This window comes from Desulfovibrio desulfuricans DSM 642 (assembly GCF_000420465.1).
Taxonomy (GTDB): domain Bacteria; phylum Desulfobacterota; class Desulfovibrionia; order Desulfovibrionales; family Desulfovibrionaceae; genus Desulfovibrio; species Desulfovibrio desulfuricans.
In genome coordinates this window covers 34,148-52,421 of sequence record NZ_ATUZ01000001.1, presented here as the reverse complement: position 1 = coordinate 52,421, position 18,274 = coordinate 34,148, and the positions used below count along the sequence as shown (strand labels likewise).

The 18,274-nt window shown below is 56.8% G+C and carries 18 protein-coding genes; 2 read left to right on the top strand and 16 right to left on the bottom strand.

What is annotated here, in order from left to right:
* Positions 1-78 precede the first annotated feature (78 nt).
* Entirely contained in the window at positions 79-780 is a 702-nt protein-coding gene (locus G449_RS0100265; RefSeq protein ID WP_022657302.1) for an LrgB family protein, read from the bottom strand.
* Positions 768-1,160, bottom strand: coding sequence for a CidA/LrgA family protein (locus G449_RS0100260; RefSeq protein WP_022657301.1), 393 nt, complete (start codon positions 1,158-1,160; stop codon positions 768-770). Before G449_RS0100260 ends, G449_RS0100265 begins: the two co-directional genes overlap by 13 nt.
* A gap of 174 nt (positions 1,161-1,334) precedes the next feature.
* Between G449_RS0100260 and G449_RS0100255 the strand changes: the two genes are divergently transcribed.
* The gene (locus G449_RS0100255) at positions 1,335-2,225 is read left to right on the top strand and encodes a LysR family transcriptional regulator (RefSeq protein ID WP_027180565.1); all 891 of its coding nucleotides are present in this window, start codon (positions 1,335-1,337) and stop codon (positions 2,223-2,225) included.
* Positions 2,226-2,401: 176 nt separating this feature from the next.
* Here the strand turns inward: G449_RS0100255 and G449_RS0100250 are convergent, their stop codons facing one another.
* From G449_RS0100250 to G449_RS18525, 12 genes are all read right to left on the bottom strand, one after another.
* Positions 2,402-4,321 (bottom strand): sensor domain-containing diguanylate cyclase, encoded by a 1,920-nt coding sequence (locus G449_RS0100250; protein ID WP_022657299.1) that lies wholly within the window; start codon positions 4,319-4,321, stop codon positions 2,402-2,404.
* Positions 4,322-4,634: 313 nt separating this feature from the next.
* Positions 4,635-5,321 carry a CBS and ACT domain-containing protein gene (locus tag G449_RS0100240; RefSeq protein ID WP_022657297.1) on the bottom strand — a complete coding sequence of 229 codons (687 nt, stop codon included), beginning with the start codon at positions 5,319-5,321 and terminating at the stop codon, positions 4,635-4,637.
* A 96-nt stretch (positions 5,322-5,417) separates the two neighbouring features.
* Positions 5,418-6,200 carry a fumarate reductase iron-sulfur subunit gene (locus tag G449_RS0100235; RefSeq protein ID WP_022657296.1) on the bottom strand — a complete coding sequence of 261 codons (783 nt, stop codon included), beginning with the start codon at positions 6,198-6,200 and terminating at the stop codon, positions 5,418-5,420.
* Between the two features lie 10 nt (positions 6,201-6,210).
* Positions 6,211-8,067 (bottom strand): fumarate reductase flavoprotein subunit, encoded by a 1,857-nt coding sequence (locus G449_RS0100230; RefSeq protein ID WP_022657295.1) that lies wholly within the window; start codon positions 8,065-8,067, stop codon positions 6,211-6,213.
* Between the two features lie 9 nt (positions 8,068-8,076).
* Positions 8,077-8,706: a succinate dehydrogenase/fumarate reductase transmembrane subunit gene (locus G449_RS0100225; RefSeq protein ID WP_022657294.1), complete on the bottom strand. Its 630-nt coding sequence runs from the start codon at positions 8,704-8,706 to the stop codon at positions 8,077-8,079.
* Between the two features lie 100 nt (positions 8,707-8,806).
* Positions 8,807-9,370 carry a Fe-S-containing hydro-lyase gene (locus tag G449_RS0100220; RefSeq protein WP_022657293.1) on the bottom strand — a complete coding sequence of 188 codons (564 nt, stop codon included), beginning with the start codon at positions 9,368-9,370 and terminating at the stop codon, positions 8,807-8,809.
* 9 nt (positions 9,371-9,379) lie between these two features.
* Entirely contained in the window at positions 9,380-10,225 is an 846-nt protein-coding gene (locus G449_RS0100215; protein ID WP_022657292.1) for a fumarate hydratase, read from the bottom strand.
* Between the two features lie 36 nt (positions 10,226-10,261).
* Positions 10,262-11,587: an SLC13 family permease gene (locus tag G449_RS0100210; RefSeq protein WP_245559792.1), complete on the bottom strand. Its 1,326-nt coding sequence runs from the start codon at positions 11,585-11,587 to the stop codon at positions 10,262-10,264.
* Positions 11,588-12,332: 745 nt separating this feature from the next.
* Positions 12,333-12,956, bottom strand: a complete 624-nt coding sequence (locus G449_RS0100205) for a flavodoxin family protein (RefSeq protein ID WP_027180564.1) — start codon at positions 12,954-12,956, stop codon at positions 12,333-12,335.
* Between the two features lie 330 nt (positions 12,957-13,286).
* The gene (locus G449_RS15260) at positions 13,287-14,210 is read right to left on the bottom strand and encodes a WcbI family polysaccharide biosynthesis putative acetyltransferase (protein ID WP_245170769.1); all 924 of its coding nucleotides are present in this window, start codon (positions 14,208-14,210) and stop codon (positions 13,287-13,289) included.
* 26 nt (positions 14,211-14,236) lie between these two features.
* Entirely contained in the window at positions 14,237-14,650 is a 414-nt protein-coding gene (gene queD, locus G449_RS0100195; RefSeq protein WP_022657288.1) for a 6-carboxytetrahydropterin synthase QueD, read from the bottom strand.
* Positions 14,647-14,814 carry a hypothetical protein gene (locus G449_RS18525; RefSeq protein ID WP_022657287.1) on the bottom strand — a complete coding sequence of 56 codons (168 nt, stop codon included), beginning with the start codon at positions 14,812-14,814 and terminating at the stop codon, positions 14,647-14,649. Before G449_RS18525 ends, queD begins: the two co-directional genes overlap by 4 nt.
* 154 nt (positions 14,815-14,968) lie before the next feature.
* Between G449_RS18525 and G449_RS0100185 the strand changes: the two genes are divergently transcribed.
* Positions 14,969-16,030, top strand: a complete 1,062-nt coding sequence (locus G449_RS0100185) for a DUF1848 domain-containing protein (protein WP_022657286.1) — start codon at positions 14,969-14,971, stop codon at positions 16,028-16,030.
* A gap of 66 nt (positions 16,031-16,096) precedes the next feature.
* Here G449_RS0100185 and G449_RS15255 read toward each other — a convergent pair whose 3' ends face one another.
* Positions 16,097-16,927 carry a radical SAM protein gene (locus tag G449_RS15255; protein ID WP_159060388.1) on the bottom strand — a complete coding sequence of 277 codons (831 nt, stop codon included), beginning with the start codon at positions 16,925-16,927 and terminating at the stop codon, positions 16,097-16,099.
* A 174-nt stretch (positions 16,928-17,101) separates the two neighbouring features.
* Positions 17,102-18,268, bottom strand: a complete 1,167-nt coding sequence (locus G449_RS0100175; RefSeq protein ID WP_022657284.1) for a metallophosphoesterase — start codon at positions 18,266-18,268, stop codon at positions 17,102-17,104.
* Positions 18,269-18,274 lie beyond the last annotated feature (6 nt).

Genomic DNA, 18,274 nt, shown 5'->3' with positions numbered 1-18,274 from the left:
AGTCTGTACAAAAGCGATGCGGTCGGCAGGCCGACCGCATCGCAAAAAAGTTCGCCCTCGCAAGAGCAGCAGATAGAGCTACAGCAGTGGCAGCCGCTGCACTATCCAGACTGCCACAGGCGCCAGAGCGGCAGTAAGAATGCCTGCCAGAATCATGGCCAGGCCGCCCATCGCCCCCTGTTCCTGCCCTTCCTGCAAGGCAACGGCTGTCCCCTGAGCATGCGAAATTGTGCCCATGGTCAGGCCGCGTGCAAAGGGATCCTTGATGCGTATGACGTTCAGCCCCCACAAACCCAAAAGGGAGCCGAGCGTACCGGTAGCCACAACAAAGGCCGCAGTCAGGGACGGGATGCCGCCATACATGGATGCCACCTCAACGGCGAAGGGGATGGAAACCCCCTTGGGAAGAATGGAAATTACCACGTCTTCCGGCAGGCCGCCCAGTCTGGCAATAACCCCGGCAGAGAGCATGGCTGCAAAGGCCCCAGTGCACACGCTTGCAAGAATGGGCACGGCATTGCGCAACAGCAGGTGCCGATAGCGGTACAAGGGCAGCGCAAGGCTGACCGTTGCCGGGCCAATAAGCAAGGTCATGACCTGCCGGGCTGGTTCATAGGTTTCATAGGGAACATCGCACAGCACCAGCACTGCAATGACTATGGCGGCGCTGCCAGCCACGATATTGATGAGCGGATGCTTGTACCGCATATACAGGCTGCGCACCAGCGCGTATGCCAGCACGGTGCCCGCCACACACAAAAAAGTGTTTATGATCTGCATGCTGCTTCTTCCTCTTTCTTTTCAGGCGTAGCGCGGCGCAGGGCACGGGCCATAAAGCCCACAATCACCAGCGGCAGGGCTGTACTGCCTACAATAGCAGCCGCAAGCACCCATCCGTAATCATAAAAAACGCTCCCCCATTGCATCAGCCCTACCGCAATGGGCACAAAAAAGAACACGAGATGCTTCAGCAGAAATTCTGCCGCCATGCTGATGTGGCTTTCTTTTACAATGCCGGTGAGCAGCAGAAAAAACAGTACGATTATGCCCAGCACGTTGCCGGGGATGGGGATGCCTGTCAGCCGTGTGAGCTGATCGCATCCCCAGAATATGCCTGTCAGAATTGCGGTCTGCCAAAGCAGTTTCCATGTTGCGCGCATAGGGTATTCCTGATGTTCGGGGTTTCTGCCGCCTCCCGTTGCCGTTGGCAGAAATTTGGCAAGTGAGGGTTTTTCCTGTCAACGACAACGGGCGGCTTGCGGCATACGTTATGAGATGATAGTCATCATGGCAAATGAATAAAAATGAAAGAAACAGTCATAAATGGTGAACAAATGGAAGTCTCAGACCTGCGCACATTCATGGCCGTCATGGAAACCGGCAGCATAAGCCACGCCGCCAAGGCTTTGCACCGGGTGCCCTCGGGCGTTACCGCCCGCATTATGCTGATGGAAGAAGAACTGGGCATCCCGCTGTTTTTACGGGAAAAAAAGCGCTTGCTGCCCACTGCGAGGGGGCAGACGCTTTACACCTATGCCCGCCGGATAACCGCGCTGATGGATGAAGCCGAGCTGTGCGTAAAGGGTATGGAGCCGGGCGGGAGGCTACGCATTGGCGCACTGGAAAGTGCGGCTGCGGCCCGTTTGCCCGAAGTTCTGGCCCGTTTGCACGCGGAATATCCCGGCATAGAGCTTGAGCTTGTGATAGGCACCAGCAGTTCCCTGTACGGGGATATTCTGGAAAACAGGCTGGATGCGGTATTTGTGGTTGATGCGCCCAGTGATGAACGGCTGGAGAGGATGGAGGCCTTTACTGAGCGGCTGGTGCTGATTGCCACCAGGGAGCATCCGCCCATCCATACGCCGGACGACATAGGGCGCAAGGCCGTGTTGGCTTTTCAGGGAGGGTGCGCCTACCGGAACAGGCTGGTGAACTGGTTTCGGGCCTACGGGTGGGAGCCGCAGCATATTGTTGAGCTGGCTTCGTACCACGCCATTGTGGGGGGCGTTATTGCGGGCATGGGGGTTGGAGTGGTTCCGGCATCGGTTCTTGAGCTGTGCCGTACCAACGGCATGCTTTCCGTGCATGCCCTTGAACACCCCCTGTGTGATGCCGTAACCGAGCTTGTGTGGCGCAAGGGCATGGCCTCGGCCAACGTGGCGGCGATCTGTCGCTGCCTCACAAACTGTGAGAAAAAACGGCTGCCATTCCCGCAGGATAGCTGACGCGGACACCCCTCATTTGCCGCCGGGGCTGAGGGGTCAGCGGCAAGGCAGAGTCACCCCTTGGGCATTGCCCCAAATCAGCCTGTAGAACGGCCAATTCTTGCTGTCCACCTGTCTAACTGTCCAGCTAAACTGGCCCGAACCTGTTGTCCGTATCTGTTGGGGCCAGTCGTGGCTTATACCAAAGGCGCGGTTTCAAAAAAGGTATACGTGTCCTTGCCCTTCTGCTTGGCGCGGTACAGGGCTGCATCTGCACTTGCGTACAGTTCGCTGAAGTTGTTGCCATGCAGGGAAAAGAGCGCCACGCCCATGCTTGCGGCGAGGTGGTGCTGCCCCTCGCCTCCATACGTGGTATGGCGGATGCGCTTGCAGAGTTCTTCAAGCTTTGTGGTCAAGGCATCACTGCTTTGCTGGCACGTAAGAACAATAAATTCATCGCCGCCGATGCGGCCCACCAGATCACCGGGTGCAAAGGCCGTCCGCAGGCTCTGGGCAAACTCCTGAATGATCCTGTCGCCCGCAACATGGCCCAACGAGTCGTTGAGTTCCTTGAAGTTGTCTATATCAAGCATGATCATGGCCAGGGCGCCAGCGTTGCACTGATGTTCCGTCAGGCGTCTGTCAATAAGCGCTTCTGTGGTCATTTTGTTGTAAAGACCAGTTAAGCCGTCCTTTTGGGCCATATCCTGGAGGCTGAGTTCCTGTCTTTTGTCGTGGTCAATGTTCTGGCGGCAAATGACAATGTGGATGGAATCATTCTCTGCCCAGCGCAAAATATAGCCGGTTTCCCTAAACCAGATGTACTGGCCGTTGCTCTGCATGCACTGGAAATCGCAACTCAGTTTGTTACGCTGCTCCTGCAGGGCTGTGCGGATGGATTCCGGGCTGAAAGTTTGCAGGTACAGGTTCACGTGTTCGGGCAGAATATGCTTTGCCACAATGGTTTGCAGCATGGTGCTATATGATGTGTTTGGCTTGAGGCCCAACTGCTGCATAAACTTTTTTGTGCCCTCACCGCAGGCAACATCATTGGTTATGTCAAACTCAACAATGCTTTCATAAATTTGCGATGTGGCGTTTTGAAGTATGCCGTGATACTTCAATTCTTCAGCAATAGTGAGGGAAATTATCTTGTTTTTGTATCTACGTATTATTGCTGTTACAATAAAAATGACAATTATCATTGTAAATCCAACAACAATAGCGCCAGTGTAGTATTTTGTTCTGATCTGTCTGATTATTTCAGAGGTATTTTTGTCTGTAATGAGGAAAAGATTAGGGGCGGGAAGATAGCGCGTGACGGCATAGCCATCGGTACCATGACCAGAATACCATGAGTCTGAAATTTCTGTGCTGTTCTTTTTCAGGGTATTTTTTACTGCGGCAAAGGTTTGCGCTGAATAAATATCTTCGGCAGACCCGCCCTGCGCGGAGGAAGATATCTGGATGGCTCCATCGGCGTTCACAAGATAGGATTTAACCGCAAATTGCTGCTCATACTTGATAAGCATGGCCTGGATGGAGGTTACAGTAAAACCAACGCCCACAATGCCTACGGTTTCGTTATTCTTGTTTTTAACAGCGCAGTTTACAAATACTGTAATGGTGTCGTGCGCAGCTTTGTCGTTATCAATATTGAGTGAAAATTCCTGCTTGCTTGCAATAAATTCCCGTACCCATTTGTTCTCTGGATTAGAATAATCAACAATGCGGTCAACACCAGAAAAGTTGTAGTAACGGTCTGTCTGCATGGAGACAAGGAACACAGAGTCATAATTGTATTTTTTTCTGTAAGCGGCGAGGTATTCCCTGATGTTCAGCGTGTACGCCGGGTTTTTCAGGTTTTCCCTTTCCTGCGAGAGGAAATTGATCAAAAAACTGTCGTGCGCCATTGTCAGCGAAATATGTATGGATTGGGCAAAAATGGCGTCAATCTGATACATCATGCCTTCTGAGGCCAGGCGCGTCACGCTTTCCGCTTCCTTTTTCAGGGTGTCCACATTGGAACGGTAGCCTATGACAGAAGTGACGGAAAAGCCGATAACAATAATCAGGCAGATTATGAAATTGGTTCGGAAGGCGTAGTTCTTGTGCATGGAGCGTCCTGAAGCGTGAAGGCAGACATGTCTGCAAGGAGTGATAAGACAGGATCCGGATGTGCCGAAAGTGAATGCGCCGATGCTGGACGGGCAAGGCCTTTGCCCTGGGCGTGGCATGTCCCCCTCCCTGCAACATGGAATGCCGTTTTGTATACCGTATTGCAGAAAGGAAGCCAAGGCATCTACTCGGAAATATGCCGATGGGCATAAGAAAAAACCGCCACGGCACAGCAGCCGTGGCGGCACTTTTACAGCATGTTCATGGGGCCTGCCCCGCAGCCAGCTCTTCGTGAGCCGGCGGGGTGATGCCTTAGCCCAGATCCACGTTGGACTTAAGGTAAAATTCGTCCTCGCGCGCCCAGTAACGCAGGCCGGGATGGTCGCGGAACTGCTCAAGCGCAACATTCTGCGACATGGCATCGGGGCCTTTGAAACGTATCTTGACTTGACGCATGCCATCGTTTGAAGCCGACGACAATACAGAAATAATGCTCATGCCATGCGCCTTGAGCCTGTCGAGCAGTTCGCGCAGGGTGCCCGGCTGATAGGGGACTACAAAGCCCACCTCAACGCCGGGTTGTTCTGCGCCGCTTATGTCGAGCAAGGCCTTGAACACATCCCAGCCAGTGATGATGCCCACCAGTTTTTCCTCGTCGTTCACCACGGGCAGGCAGGCAACGTGCCTGTCGATCATCCTTTTGGCCGCCTGCTCAATCGTGCTTTTGTACGTGATGGTCACCGGGTCGACCACCATGACATCTCTGGCCTTGGTTTCGCTCATGATTTCCAGAAGCTCAATGATTTCGAGCCCCGTGGACTTGTTGGGAGCAAAACTGCGGACATCGGAAGACGAGATGAGCCCAACCACAACATTGTTGGCGTCAACCACAGGGAGTCGGTTTATTTTGTGTTCCTTGAACAGCTTCCGGCACTGGAGCAGGGTTGCGGTCGGCGGAATGGAAATTACCTTGGATTGCATCCAGTCGAGTATCAGCATGGCATCCTCCCTGGGGGTAGTGCGAGGGTTGCCCCTCCCGTCTGGTGGAAATGGAATGGGCGGACTATGCCAGCCCATTCCATGAGGCAAGCGTTGTTATTTGGAACAGCCGCATCCACAGCCCTGCAATTTGTTGCGTATAAACTCGGGCAAAATACCGCGCACAGATTCCATTGTCACCATGCGGCGCATGATGCCCAGTTGATCCTGGAGCGGCAGTTGCTTGGGGCAGACGTTGTCGCAGGCCAGCAGGCCCATGCAGCCAAATACGCCGCTATCATCGCCGATCAGTTCATAATAGTCCGCAGGGGTGCGGTTGTCGCGCGGGTCAATGTAGAAGCGCGCCATGCGGTTGATGGCCGTTGCGCCGATAAAGTCTTCGCGCATGCGGGCCGTGCCGCAGGCCGCCACGCAGCAGCCGCATTCAATGCAGCGGTCAAGTTCGAATATCTGGGTGGCCAGTTCGTTGCCCATGCGCTCTTCCTGCGCCCTGGGGTCAAACTCCTTGGTGGTGTGTATCCACGATTCGATCTTGGCTCCCACATTGCGAAACCACGTGCCCGTATCCACCGAAAGGTCGCCCAGGAGCTTGAACACCGGCAGGGGATGCAGGGTAATGTGGCTTGGCAGGTCGCTTGTCTGCGTGTGGCAGGCCAGGCCGGGCCGCCCGTTGATGACCATGCCGCACGAACCGCAGATGCCGGCGCGGCAGCAAAAGTCGAATTGCAAGGAGGCGTCCTGCGTTTCGCGGATCATGTTCAGCGCGATAAACAGCGTCATGCTGTTGTGTTCTTCAAGCTGGAATGTCTGCATATGGGGATGCGAGAGCGGATCCAGCGGATTGTAACGGAATATTTCAAACGTCAGATTGCGTCCCATATGGCTCTCCTTACCCCTGTTGTGCGTACGGTACGATTTTTTCCGGGCTGATGTCGGCGGTTATGATCTTGCCGCCGCCGTATCCACGGTCGCCGGGGGGCAGAATATAGAACGGCGTTGCCGGTTCGTACTTGAGGGTGGGCAGGGTGTCGCCTTCCTTCCAGTAGGCCAGGGTGCGGTTGAGCCATTCCTTGTCGTTGCGCTCGGGGTAATCCTCGCGAGCGTGCGCGCCACGGCTTTCTGTGCGCATCAGCGCGCCGTAGGCCGTGCACAGGGCCAGCTTGAGCATGCCCGGTACGCGCAGGGCCATGGAAAGCTCGGCGTTGGGGCCGGGGATGTTGCCGCTGGCAAGCCGCATGTTCTTGGTGCGCTCCAGCAGTTCCTGCAACTTGGCAACGCCTGCTTCCAGATCCTTGCCGTTACGGAAAATACCCACATGCTCCATCATGATGCCCTGCATGGCGTTGCGCAGGGTGTAGCAGTCGTCACCGGTACCGCGCAGCAGGGCAGCGATGCGCTCCTTGACCTTGGTGGCAGCGTCCTTCATGGCCTGAGTGGAGAAAACAGTTTCGTAACCTTTGAGGAATTCCACCAGCTTTGCGCCCACAATGCGGCCAGAAACGATGGTCTCGGCCAGCGAGTTGCCGCCAAGGCGGTTGAAGCCGTGCATATCCCAGCAGGCTGCTTCGCCAGCGGAGAAAAGCCCTTCAAGGCCATAGGCGTGCCCATCCTTGTTGATGCGTACGCCGCCCATGCTGTAGTGGTGGGTGGGCCGTACAGGAATAAGCTGGTGGATGGGGTTTACGCCCAGGAAGTGCGTTGAGATGTCGTACACTTCGCGCAGGTTTGTGGTGATATGTTTTTCGCCCAGATGGCGAATATCCAGCCACAAGTGCTCGCCATAGGGGCTTTTTACGCCAAGGCCCTTGCGCATGTGCTCAGTCATGCGGCGCGACACGACGTCGCGCGAGGCAAGCTCCGCCTTTTCCGGCTCATAGTCGGGCATAAAGCGGTATTCGTTCACGTCCAGCAGGGTGCCGCCATCGCCGCGGCAGCCTTCTGTGACCAGAATGTCCGTGGGCACGGTGCCTGTGGGGTGGAACTGCACGGCTTCCATATTGCCCAGAGGCACAACGCCCGTTTCAAGGGCCGTGATCTGGCCGCCGCCGTCGCAGATGATAGCATTGGTGGTGGCCCGGTAAATACGGCCATAACCGCCCGTGGCGATAAGGGTTGCCTTGGCGAAATAGCCCACCAGTTCGCCGGTGCGCAGGTCGCGGGCAACGCAGCCCATGCAGCGCTGTCCATCGTGAATCAGGGCCTCGGCCTGCATGCGGTCGTGCACGTCAACGCCCAGTTGCAGCAGTCGGTTATCAAGGGTGAACAGCACGGCGTGGCCTGTGCCGTCAGATGTATAACAGGTGCGCCATTTGGCCGTGCCGCCAAAGGCGCGGGAGTGGATCAGCCCCTCGTTTTCCTTTTTTTCCGTTGCCTGAAAGGGCTTGCCGCCCTTGTAGTAGGTGTGTTCGCCGGGCACAACGCGGCTCCAGGGAACGCCCATCCAGGCCATTTCGCGCATGGCGATGGGGCCTGTCTCGGCAAACAGGCGGGCCACTTCCTGGTCGCAGCCCCAGTCGGAGCCTTTGACCGTATCGTTGAAGTGCACCTCGGGGCAGTCGCCTTCGCCCATGATGGAGTTGCCCAGCGCCGCCTGCATGCCGCCCATGGCGGCTGACGAGTGCGACCGCTTGGGCGGCACCAGTGAAAGACAGATAACGCTGAAACCCGCCTGCGCCGCTTCCACGGCAACGCGTTCCCCAGCCAGGCCGGCGCCTATGCAAAGAACATCGCTTTCAAAAACTCGCATACGCACCCCCTATCCCAAGAACCACACGCGGGTCAGAGCCGCCGCGCCGAGCAGAAGATAACAGCCCATGACAATCCAGGTCCACTTGCGCCACGCCGGGCGCGTGGCCTTGACGCACACGCCGAACTTGACGGCCAGGCGGTACACGCCAATGCCCGTATGCAGAATGACGCAAGGCAGAAAGAACACGTAGAAGGCCAGCCAGCCCGAGTGCAGGCGCTTGGCGCTGCCCGCCACATTGATGGGCAGGTCTGTCATGACGCTGTAAATGTGGTAGAAAGCGCCAGCCAGAATAACGATGGCCGTAAAAACCTGCACGAGCCACAACCACGTATCCACTTCCTTAAGGCCCTTGCTGTGCTGCACAAACACGCCAAGCTCATTGGCGCGGAAGGGCATTTTGCGAGCCGCAATGTAAAAGTGGAACAGGATCAGCAGCATGATGACGGGGGCCGCCACCTGCGCGAGCATGGTGACTTCAAGCAACCATGCAATGCCGTTGGTCAGTGCGGGGCTGAGGACGACTGTTCCTTCCAGCACAAGATGCACACATACAAACAGCGCCAGTACAGCGCCAGAAGCCGCTTGCCAGAAATCAAGGCGGGTTCGGTCATCGACAGGGGATCTGCTCAAGGCCATACCTACTCCTTCATAAAGATATCAGGCATTACAATACGGCGCTACAAGCCTGCGCCAATACAAGCATTCATCACTCGGCATGCACAGGGGCGGCCGCAAGTCAGGATCGTCTGTACGGGGCCTGCCCTGTCTCGTAGTAGTTGTCGCCCGTGCTGTCGATGACCACAATGGCGGGAAAATCCTCCACTTCCATGGCGGCCACGGCTTCGGGGCCAAGGTCTTCGTAGGCCAGCACCGTATATTTTTTGATGCTGCGGGCGATCAGAGCGCCTGCACCGCCCACGGCGGCAAGGTAGGGCACGCCATGCTTTTTCATGGCTTCCACCACTTCAGGCTTGCGGTATCCCTTGCCAATCATGCCTTTCAGGCCTTGATCAAGCAGGCGGGGGGTATAGGCATCCATTCGGCCCGAGGTGGTTGGCCCGGCAGCGCCGATCACTTCACCGGGTTTGGCAGGGCTTGGCCCCACGTAATAGACCACCGCGCTCTTCAGATCCACGGGCAGGGGTTCGCCTTTGTCCAGTGTATCCACCAGGCGTTTGTGAGCCGCATCCCGCGCGGCAAGAATGGTGCCCGAGATCAGCACCCGGTCGCCCGCGCGCAGTGAGCGCGCAGTGGCTTCGTCAAAAGGAGCGCGTATTTTTTTCATCTGGTTCTCCGACATGGCGGCCTCCTACAGCGTAACTTCGGCGTGGCGCGCCGCGTGGCAGTTGATGTTCACGGCCACAGGCAGGGAGGCAATGTGGGTGGGCGCCCACTCCACATGCACTTTCAGCGCCGTAGTCAGCCCGCCAAGGCCCTGAGGCCCGATGCCGGTCTTGTTGATAAGCTCAAGCAGTTCTTCTTCAAAGGCAGCGTAGCGCGGATCGTGGTTGCGGCTTTCAAGGTCGCGGGCGGCGGCGCGCTTGGCGCAGATGGCGGCCATTTCCATGGTGCCGCCAAGGCCAACGCCCACCACCATGGGCGGACATGAATTGGGCCCTGCTGCCAGCACGGCATCCAGCACCACCTTGCGCACGCCTTCAATGCCGTCAGCGGGCACGAGCATTTTGACCACGCTCTTGTTTTCAGAGCCTGCCCCCTTGGGGGCCAGGCGCAGGCGCAGCGAATCGCCGGGCACAAGACGGGTGTGGATGACTGCAGGGGTGTTGTCGCGCGTATTTTTGCGATCAAACAATGGCTCCGCCACACAGGATTTGCGCAGGTAACCATCCACATAACCTCGGCGCACGCCCTCATTGACGGCGCCTTCAAACGCGCCCCCCACAATGCGCACATCCTGCCCTACATCGGCAAAAACCACGGCAAGGCCGGTATCCTGACAAATGGGGATGCCATCGCTTGCCGCGATTGCCGCATTTTCCAGCAGTTGCTCAAGAATGTTTTTACCCACGGGCGAGGGTTCCGCCTCGTGCGCCCTGCGCATGCCGTCCACCATATCCTGCGGCAGGCGGCAGCAGGCGCGCACTGCAAGGTCGGCAACGGCGCGCGCTATGTCCTCAACATTGATTTCCTTCATGTCTTCCTCTTTATAAGTACGACTGCTGCTGGCCTATCAATGGAAAGGCCAGATCAGCGGGATAAGCAGCCAGCACATAATGAGCGAAATCAACTGCAAAGGCCAGCCAGCCTTGACATAATCCATGAAGCTGTATCTGCCGGGGCCAAGCACGATGGTGTTGGGCGGGGTGGCAATGGGCGTCAGGAAGCAGCATGAGGCCGACATGGCAATGCCCATGGCGATGGGCAGGGGCGAAATGCCGCTGGCAAGGGCGATGGGCAGAGCCAGCGGGGCCATGAGGGCCGCAGTGGCGGTATTGGACATGAAGTTGGTGATGGCGGCGGTGAGGGCGCAGCACACAAACATGAGCATCCACGGGTCATTGACCGTGCTCACCACGGCGTTAGCCACAATGGCGGCTGCGCCGGACTTGTCCATGGCGGCCGACATGGAAAGCATGCCCGCGAACAGAAAAATTGTTGTCCAGTCAACGCTGCGGAAGGCTTCACGCATGGTCATGCAGCCTGAAATGACCATAAGGCAGGCGCCCAAAACGGCGGCGGTGGTCAAGGGCATAAGTTCACTGGCCATCATGGCGACCACAAAGGCAAAAATCAGCACGGAATGCCACATCTTGTGCTCGCGGCGGATCTTGGCGTCAACTTCAATGTCGTCTTCGCTGTCGTCATGCAGTTTTTCCGGCAAAAACTTGTGGCCTATAACTGCGTAATAGAGCAGGCCGACGACCAGCAAGGGCATGCCGATAAGGCCGAATTCAAAAAATCCAAAGGGGCTTTGCCCTGTCTGGGCAAGCATGGAGTTGATAATGCCGTTGGGCGGCGTGCCTACAAGCGTTACCGTGCCGCCCAGTGACGAGGCAAAGGCAACGGGCATAAGCACCTTGCCGGGTGCAAGTTTGGCCTTGATGCACATGCCAAGCACCATGGGCACGGCCACAACTGTGGTGCCGGTGTTGGAAAGCACGGTTGAAAGCAGGCCGATGGCCGCCATGGTGTATACGATGAGTTTAACCGGATTGCCCTTGGAAAGCTTGACGGCCAGGCCGCCCACCTTGTCTGCAAATCCGGTTATAAACGTGGCTTCGCCCACAATGAACATGGCCATGAAGAGCACAACGGTGGGGTCGCCAAAGTAGCCAAAAGCAACCTTGGACGAAACCACATTTGTGAGAGACAGAGCCACCGGCACAAGCAGGGCCGTGATGGGCAGGGGGACAACTTCCGTAAAAAACATCACCGCGGCAACCAGCAGGATGCCCAGGGTGATGTATGCCTTGGTGGGGTCTTCTGGTAGCTTGATGCCAAGACTGGAAGCTGCAAAGGCCTCATGTCCGGCAAAAAGAACAATCGCAAGCAGCATAAACGCCCATAGAGCTGGTCTTTTCATCCGCCAACCTCCTGCATCATGAAATTTACGGCGTCCCTGCTCGGCTTTTCGCGTTTATGGTATACAATGGCAGGGAAAATAAATGGATACCTGAAACAATGCCAGATATGAAAAATCGTGGCAACAATATTATGCTGAATGATTGATCAATCTTTATAATTTATTCAACGTATGCAGCATGAAAGATGGGAAAATTTTTTATATTAAGTAGTATGTAATAAAAATCACAAACATACATATTATGCGGTATGAATATTTATCGGTCATAAATATTGTAGTGGTTTGATCTTCAGGAATTGTCTTTTTGTATAAATTTTATATCGCAATTTTCAATGAAGGTGTGCCTTTTTGTGCAAGACACATATTCAGTGCGAACGAATCTGTATGGAGGCCCAGAGATAAAGCGCGAATGCGCGGATAAAACTTTATCAGCCTTGCCGGGGACATTGAGACTACATCCGCCAGTGTGCAGCGCGTGAGAGAAGTTCCGTCAGAGCGCGCAGAATGCTTATGCGCGGCGATCATCCTGACCGGATATGCTGTTGCATAAAACGGGGGCATATAAAATGAACAGTCAGACAATAAAAAAGGCTGTCCGAAAATATTTTCAGACAGCCCTGATCACTGATATTTGCCTGTTACTGTGGTTGTGCCTTTGCCCCGCAAACGGGTAGACATTGCAGGAGTATCTGCACGGTATCTCACACAGTGTCTGGTTTTAGCGAATAAAGTTTGTGGGATCCCACGGTTCCGGGGTTGGGGTTGCCACGCCAGCGGCCTTGCCAGCGGCGATGCACTTGAGCAGCCACGCCATGTTGTCGCCAAGGGTGCGCATGATCTGCAAGCCTTCCTTGTCCTGCATTACCTGCTCCGGCGTATTGCCGTGTACGGCGTTCCAGTACTGGGAAGAAACCACGGGCATGCGCGCGATGGTAAAGTACTTGTTCAGCCGGTCAAAGGATGCGCTGGCCCCGCCACGGCGGCAGCTCACAACAGCGGAGGCGGGCTTGAAGGCATAGTGGAGGGACTTGCCATAGAACATGCGGTCAAGAAAGGAGCACACGCCGCCATTGGGGCCGGCGTAGTAAACAGGAGAACCCACAACAAAGCCGTCTGCCTCGCGCAGCAGGTCAATGGCCTCGTTAACGTGGTCGGCATTGAACACGCAATGTCCGGTATCCTTGCACTTGCCGCAGCCGATACAGCACTGTATGGGCTTTGTGCCCAACTGGAGCATCTGCGTTTCAAGGCCGTTTTTTTCCAGCTGCGCCGCAACCGTGGACAGGGCGGTAAAGGTACAGCCCTTGGGATGAGGGCTGCCGTTGAGCATGAGTACCTTCATGAAAATCTCCTTTCGGGTGCAAAATGCCCGCCCCGCTGTGAACGGAGCGGCGAGGCCGGTGCCCCGTATGATTTTGTTGGTAAAAAGCCAGCCAGATGTTGACGCGTTGGGAGCGTCAGGCCAGCAGATGCCGGGCTGCGCAGGCTTGGCGAATGTGTTTGCAAGCCTGTGCGTAATTTCGTCCATGATTTTTTGACCTGCCAACAGTACGCAATGCCTTTCACGTGCGCAAGCCACGCAGGGGCCTGCCGCCCCCTTGGGCTGTGTGCCGCCTGTTCGCGGCTCTGCACCAGCCAGGGCTTCAGAAACAGCCATGTCGGCAAGTCAAAATCAGTCTGTCATATCTCTTGCGGCCAGCCGCAAGGCGTCCGGCGAGAGGTTTTTTAGAAAGGTCAGAAAGTCAGGCACATTGTTTGCGCGGCAGGCCATGTAGCACAGGGTATATTCCCTGTGCGTGAGCTGCGAGTGGAAGATGGGCCAGTGTTTGTCCGCGCTGGCAAAGGGCAGACGCAGCGCGCTCCCCACCGCCGGATGGATGGGCAGCCAGAAATCTTCAAGTGGGTGAACATATGTCCCGCGTGTGGAGGGGGGCAGAGCGCCAAGGCCCAGCAGGCGCAGCAGGCTGTCCGCCATGTGGAACAGCAGTTCGCGGCCTGGGTGGTTGACCGTAATGAACATCTGTTCATCACGCCAGCGCTCGCGCAGCAGCGGCGCGCAACGTATGGGGGCATCGGCCTCCTTGGCTTCCTCGCGCGCCAGCGATTCTTCAGCCTGCGCGTTGAGCGCGTCCGCATCGCCCAGCAGCGAGGCTGCGCCGCGCAGATAGAGGGTCAGCGCCTCTTGCGGCGTGACCCTTTGCAGCAGCGTCTCCAGCAGGCTGTCGGCAAAGTTGATGCGTTCATCGCGGGACCAGAAGGGCCAGTAACCCTTGAAAAACAGGTTGGGAATCTCAATGGACTGGCAGTGCTGCGGCAGGCGCGGCAGCATCTGTTCTGTGGAAAGGTCGCCCCATTTGGGTGCAAGGCGCTGGTAGAGAAAAAGCTCGCAGCGTTCAATATCGCTGTCTGCAATACTTTGCCGCGTATAGTTCACATACTGGCGGATATAAAACCGGCTGGCAAAGGCCTGGGTGTTTTCCAGCAGGGGGCGCAGGGCATCGCCCTGGCAGTTGGCGTGCAGAAGACACAGAGCCTTGGTCATGCTGGTTCCGTCTGTCTTGGGTGTGAGGGGGGCCGTATTCTTGGGGTGCGCCAACGTCCATCCCCATCCGCGTCCCTGAATCAGTCGTCTACTTCCATGTAGGTGGCGCTTTGCGCGGCTTTTTCAGACACTGTGACGCTGTAAAGCCGCACTTGCCGGGCCTGAGGATCGTCATGTGTTGCCAGCAGTTCTGCCATGCCCCGCCAGATATGCCGGGCAAGGTTTTCTGACGAAGGATTCATGACGTCAAAGGGCGGCGTTTCGTTGAGCAGGCGGTGGTCGAGCGCGTCAAGCACGGTTTTAAGACCGCTTTTGAGCGTTTTGAAATCAAGCAGCATTTCAGTGTCCGGGGTCAGGCGCTGCCCCTGCACGGTCAGTTCCACCGCAAAATTGTGGCCGTGCATGCGCTCGCACTTGCCCTCGTAATGCCGCAGGGCATGACCAGCAGAAAAATCGTCCCGCACGGTCAGCCGCCAGAAAGCGCCCTTTGTCATGACAGTATCCAGTAGACCACGAAGGCCGAAATAATGACAACAATGATCGCCAGCATGATGCGGGCGTTCTGGTTCCATTCAAAGCCTGGATGTGGATCATCCAGATCAGGGTCGCCAGTGGAGGGCGGCGTGAAGAGGCTTTGCATCCAGGAAAAGAAAGACATGAATTTCCAGTTTGTTACAGGTTATTGATTGTGCTCGCCTGTAAGCATAACAATTGCGCCGGATAAGTCAAAATGCATGACAGAGCGATGGTTTCAGGCAGGGCGCATGCCCTGTGCAGTTGACGAAGCCGCGCAGCCCTGAAACACTTTGGGCATGAAGTGGCGCACAGTACAGATAACCACCGCATCGGGGCAGGCAAACAACGCTGTTGCTCCTGAGATCATTGCGGCCAGCCGGGCAACGGATATTCCGGCTTTTTACGCGCCCTGGTTTATCAACAGGTTGCGCGCCGGATACGCCCGCTGGATCAATCCCTTCAACAATCGGCCCCAGTTTGTGTCCTTTGCCAACACGCGGGTTGTCGTGTTCTGGAGCAAAAATCCGCGGCCTTTGCTGCCCTTGCTGCCGGAGGTGGAGGCGCGGGGACTCGCCTGGTATCTGGAATTTACGCTCAATGATTATGAGGCTGAAGGCTGGGAACCCAATCTGCCGCCGCTTGCCCAACGTATCGACACCTTTCGCCGTTTTGCGGACGCGACAGGGCCGGAAAGGGTTGTGTGGCGCTTTGACCCCCTGATGCTGGCCGGGCAACTGGCGCAAAATCCTGACGGCTACCATGTGTTGCTGGACAAAATGGCCCGCATCGGCAAAGCCCTGAAAGGCTGTACCCGCAAGCTGGTGTTCAGCTTTGCCGATATTGCCGACTACCGCAAGGTGCGGGAAAATCTGCGCAGGGCGGGCCTTGCCTGGCGTGATTTTACACAGGCGGAGATGCAGGCCGTGGCAGCGGGGGTGGCCGCTCTTGCTGCGGAAATGGGCGTGGAACCCTGCACCTGCGGCGAAAAGGTCGACCTCTCGGCATGGGGCATCAGCCATAACCGCTGCACCGACCCGGAGCTTATCCTCCGGCTCACCAACAGACACCCGGACATGTTGCGCCTCTTTGGTATTGCGCCGCAGCAACAACTGGGCCTGCCCCTGAAAATGCCCTCGGCCGCGAACCTTGCCAGCGCTGCACATGAGTACCCGCGCGACACAGGCCAGCGGGCGGTGTGCCTGTGCGTACCCTGCAAAGATGTGGGCCAGTACGACACCTGCCCCCACGGCTGCGTTTACTGCTACGCCAATACCTCGCCCTCCGTGGCGGCCCGGAATTTCCGGCGGCATGACCCGGAGGGCGAGAGCATTTTTGCAGAACCGGAACGGCCCGCCTGACATCGGGCCTGGCATCGGGCCTGATTCATCTGCCTGATTTTGCGGGGGACGCTGAACCTGCTCGGGCTACTGAAAAAATTTGCTGCGTGCGCGGTCAATGCGTTCACGCAGCGGTGCATCCACAAAAAACAGCTCGCAAGCAAGAGCCAGTTCCTGCGCCCGGTGCATAAAATACGCGGCTGCGGTAATGGAATGCTCACTGACAGTGCCAGCATTTACTTCCAGAAAATTAAAGGACAACTGTACATTCACTATGCCGAAGCGGCGGCAGATCTGGAAAAACTGCTCCACGTCGGCGATCTTGTTATTTTCTTCAAAAATTATGTATTTGATATCAATTTGTTCTGGCGTGATTGCTGCAACAAAATACTTTTCCATCGAAGCCATCACGTCATTCCACCAGTCGCCGCCCTTAACCCGGGCATAGGCTGCGGCATTGCCGGAATCAAGACTGATGTTGATTTTGCCGCCGCCGGTGGAAAGCATTTCGTCAATCCAGACAGAATGCCGCAGCGCATTGGTATGCACGTACTGAAAGTAGTCATGCTCGCGCAGCCAGCGGCCTGTGGCTTCAAAATCAGGCAACAGGGTAGATTCTCCACCGCCCCAGCTTACGGCGCAGTTTTTTTCCAGTGCGTCCTGCTCATACAGGCTCTGTATGGCGGGGAGAATGGCAATGGGGCGCGGGTGCTGTCCAGGCTTCCACAGGTCGCAGTAGACGCAGCGGCAGTTGCAGATGTGTCTGTGGTGATTCAGGGAAAGAACGGCAAATCGCAGCTTGGGCACACAGACAGAATGCGAAAGGGGAACAAGATCTGGGCAGCCCGCGCATACCTTGGGATTCTGCTTCTGCACTTCCTGCGCAACGCTGGCGATATGGCGGGTATATGCCTCCATATCCACCGCGCCGCCTGTAAAAGGAAAACTCGGTACAACGATATTGTGCGTATTGCAGCAGGGTTGCAATGCCCTTTCTTCAAACACAAGTTCCCGAACAAACCTGGAGCAGAATAACACGCGGCCTCCTTCCGGAACCAGATGCCCGGTGCGTCGATCATCTCATGGCGATAACTATGGAGCGGCATTGTCCGCAGAAGCAAAATGCACCGTAACCAGCAAAACCTCGGCGCGGCCCGTAGTACGCAGGGGCGGCCCCCATGTGCCTGTGCCAGCGCTGACGATAGAGTGGAAGTTGCCTTTTGTCAGCAAGCCCAGCGGGTTTTCGTATCTCAGTTCCGTCACAAAGTTAAAGGGCCACAGCTGCCCGTTGTGCGTGTGGCCTGACAGCACGAGCGCAGCGCCTGCATTGCGCGCTTCGTCAAGGGCGGCAGGCTGGTGATCCATGACCACAAGGGGCAGGCCGCGGTACTGTTCTGGCAGGTCGGCCAGAATCTCCTCCATGCTGCCCCGCTGGATGCCCGTAAAACCGGCTTTGCTCAAATCGTCCCTGCCAGCAAGCACAAATCTGTTGTCCACCACGGCCCACTGGTCGCGCAACACCTGCATGCCCACAGCGCGCAGAAAATCCAGACTTTTATCGATGGAACCAGAGATATACTCGTGGTTGCCCGGCACAGCCCAATGCCCAAGACGCGGCTGGGCCACGGCAAGCGCTGCGGCGGTGGCTTGCGCATCCAGTTTTATATGGTCGTCAATGATGTCGCCCACATAGAGGATTGCGTCCGGCTGCTCCGGGGCCAGCAGTTCGATGGCTCTGCCCAGCCGCCCTGCGGTGAGGAGGCGGCCCAGATGTATGTCGGTAATAACGCCCAGTTTCAGTGGCTTGTCCACGTAGGCGCTGGGTACGACGGGGCCTTGCGTACGCACAGTGATGTCGTAGTGCCGAAGCACGGGAAAGGCCGCGTTGAACCAGCTGCCCACCCCCAGCAGCAGGGGCAGGCCCATAACCAGCAGCACTGCGCCCCAGCGTGGTGTGACGGGCGGCATTGCGCCAAATAAACGTGCGCCAAGGCCCCAGATGTCGGCAATCAACACAAGCGCAAAGGCGTAGAAGGCCACGCCCATCCAGAATGCCCCGGCCCGCAGTACCCACACATGGGCAAGGGTATCGCCATGCCCCTTGTAGAGCAGGGGAAAGGCCGCGCCCAGAGCGAGCACAAGGATGCAGAGGATTATGCGCAGCCAGCCCGTGCCGGAAAGCGCGCGCCAAAGCCACCAGGATATCCAGCCGTTGATAATGGCCAGGCCGATGCCTGTTACCAGAAAAAATCGGAACATATGGCT

Bases quoted from the DNA above. Each gene is read 5' to 3' on its own strand.
- G449_RS0100185 (WP_022657286.1), top strand. From the start codon at position 14,969: ATGAAGTGGCGCACAGTACAGATAACCACCGCATCGGGGCAGGCAAAC.
- queD (WP_022657288.1), bottom strand. From the start codon at position 14,650: ATGACAAAGGGCGCTTTCTGGCGGCTGACCGTGCGGGACGATTTTTCT.
- G449_RS0100235 (WP_022657296.1), bottom strand. From the start codon at position 6,200: ATGGGACGCAATCTGACGTTTGAAATATTCCGTTACAATCCGCTGGAT.
- G449_RS15255 (WP_159060388.1), bottom strand. From the start codon at position 16,927: ATGGAGGCATATACCCGCCATATCGCCAGCGTTGCGCAGGAAGTGCAG.
- G449_RS0100230 (WP_022657295.1), bottom strand. From the start codon at position 8,067: ATGCGAGTTTTTGAAAGCGATGTTCTTTGCATAGGCGCCGGCCTGGCT.
- G449_RS18525 (WP_022657287.1), bottom strand. From the start codon at position 14,814: ATGTCTTTCTTTTCCTGGATGCAAAGCCTCTTCACGCCGCCCTCCACT.
- G449_RS0100205 (WP_027180564.1), bottom strand. From the start codon at position 12,956: ATGAAGGTACTCATGCTCAACGGCAGCCCTCATCCCAAGGGCTGTACC.
- G449_RS0100210 (WP_245559792.1), bottom strand. From the start codon at position 11,587: ATGCTGCTTGCGATTGTTCTTTTTGCCGGACATGAGGCCTTTGCAGCT.
- G449_RS0100175 (WP_022657284.1), bottom strand. From the start codon at position 18,268: ATGTTCCGATTTTTTCTGGTAACAGGCATCGGCCTGGCCATTATCAAC.
- G449_RS0100260 (WP_022657301.1), bottom strand. From the start codon at position 1,160: ATGCGCGCAACATGGAAACTGCTTTGGCAGACCGCAATTCTGACAGGC.
- G449_RS0100250 (WP_022657299.1), bottom strand. From the start codon at position 4,321: ATGCACAAGAACTACGCCTTCCGAACCAATTTCATAATCTGCCTGATT.
- G449_RS0100265 (WP_022657302.1), bottom strand. From the start codon at position 780: ATGCAGATCATAAACACTTTTTTGTGTGTGGCGGGCACCGTGCTGGCA.
- G449_RS0100225 (WP_022657294.1), bottom strand. From the start codon at position 8,706: ATGGCCTTGAGCAGATCCCCTGTCGATGACCGAACCCGCCTTGATTTC.
- G449_RS0100215 (WP_022657292.1), bottom strand. From the start codon at position 10,225: ATGAAGGAAATCAATGTTGAGGACATAGCGCGCGCCGTTGCCGACCTT.
- G449_RS0100240 (WP_022657297.1), bottom strand. From the start codon at position 5,321: ATGCTGATACTCGACTGGATGCAATCCAAGGTAATTTCCATTCCGCCG.
- G449_RS0100255 (WP_027180565.1), top strand. From the start codon at position 1,335: ATGGAAGTCTCAGACCTGCGCACATTCATGGCCGTCATGGAAACCGGC.
- G449_RS0100220 (WP_022657293.1), bottom strand. From the start codon at position 9,370: ATGTCGGAGAACCAGATGAAAAAAATACGCGCTCCTTTTGACGAAGCC.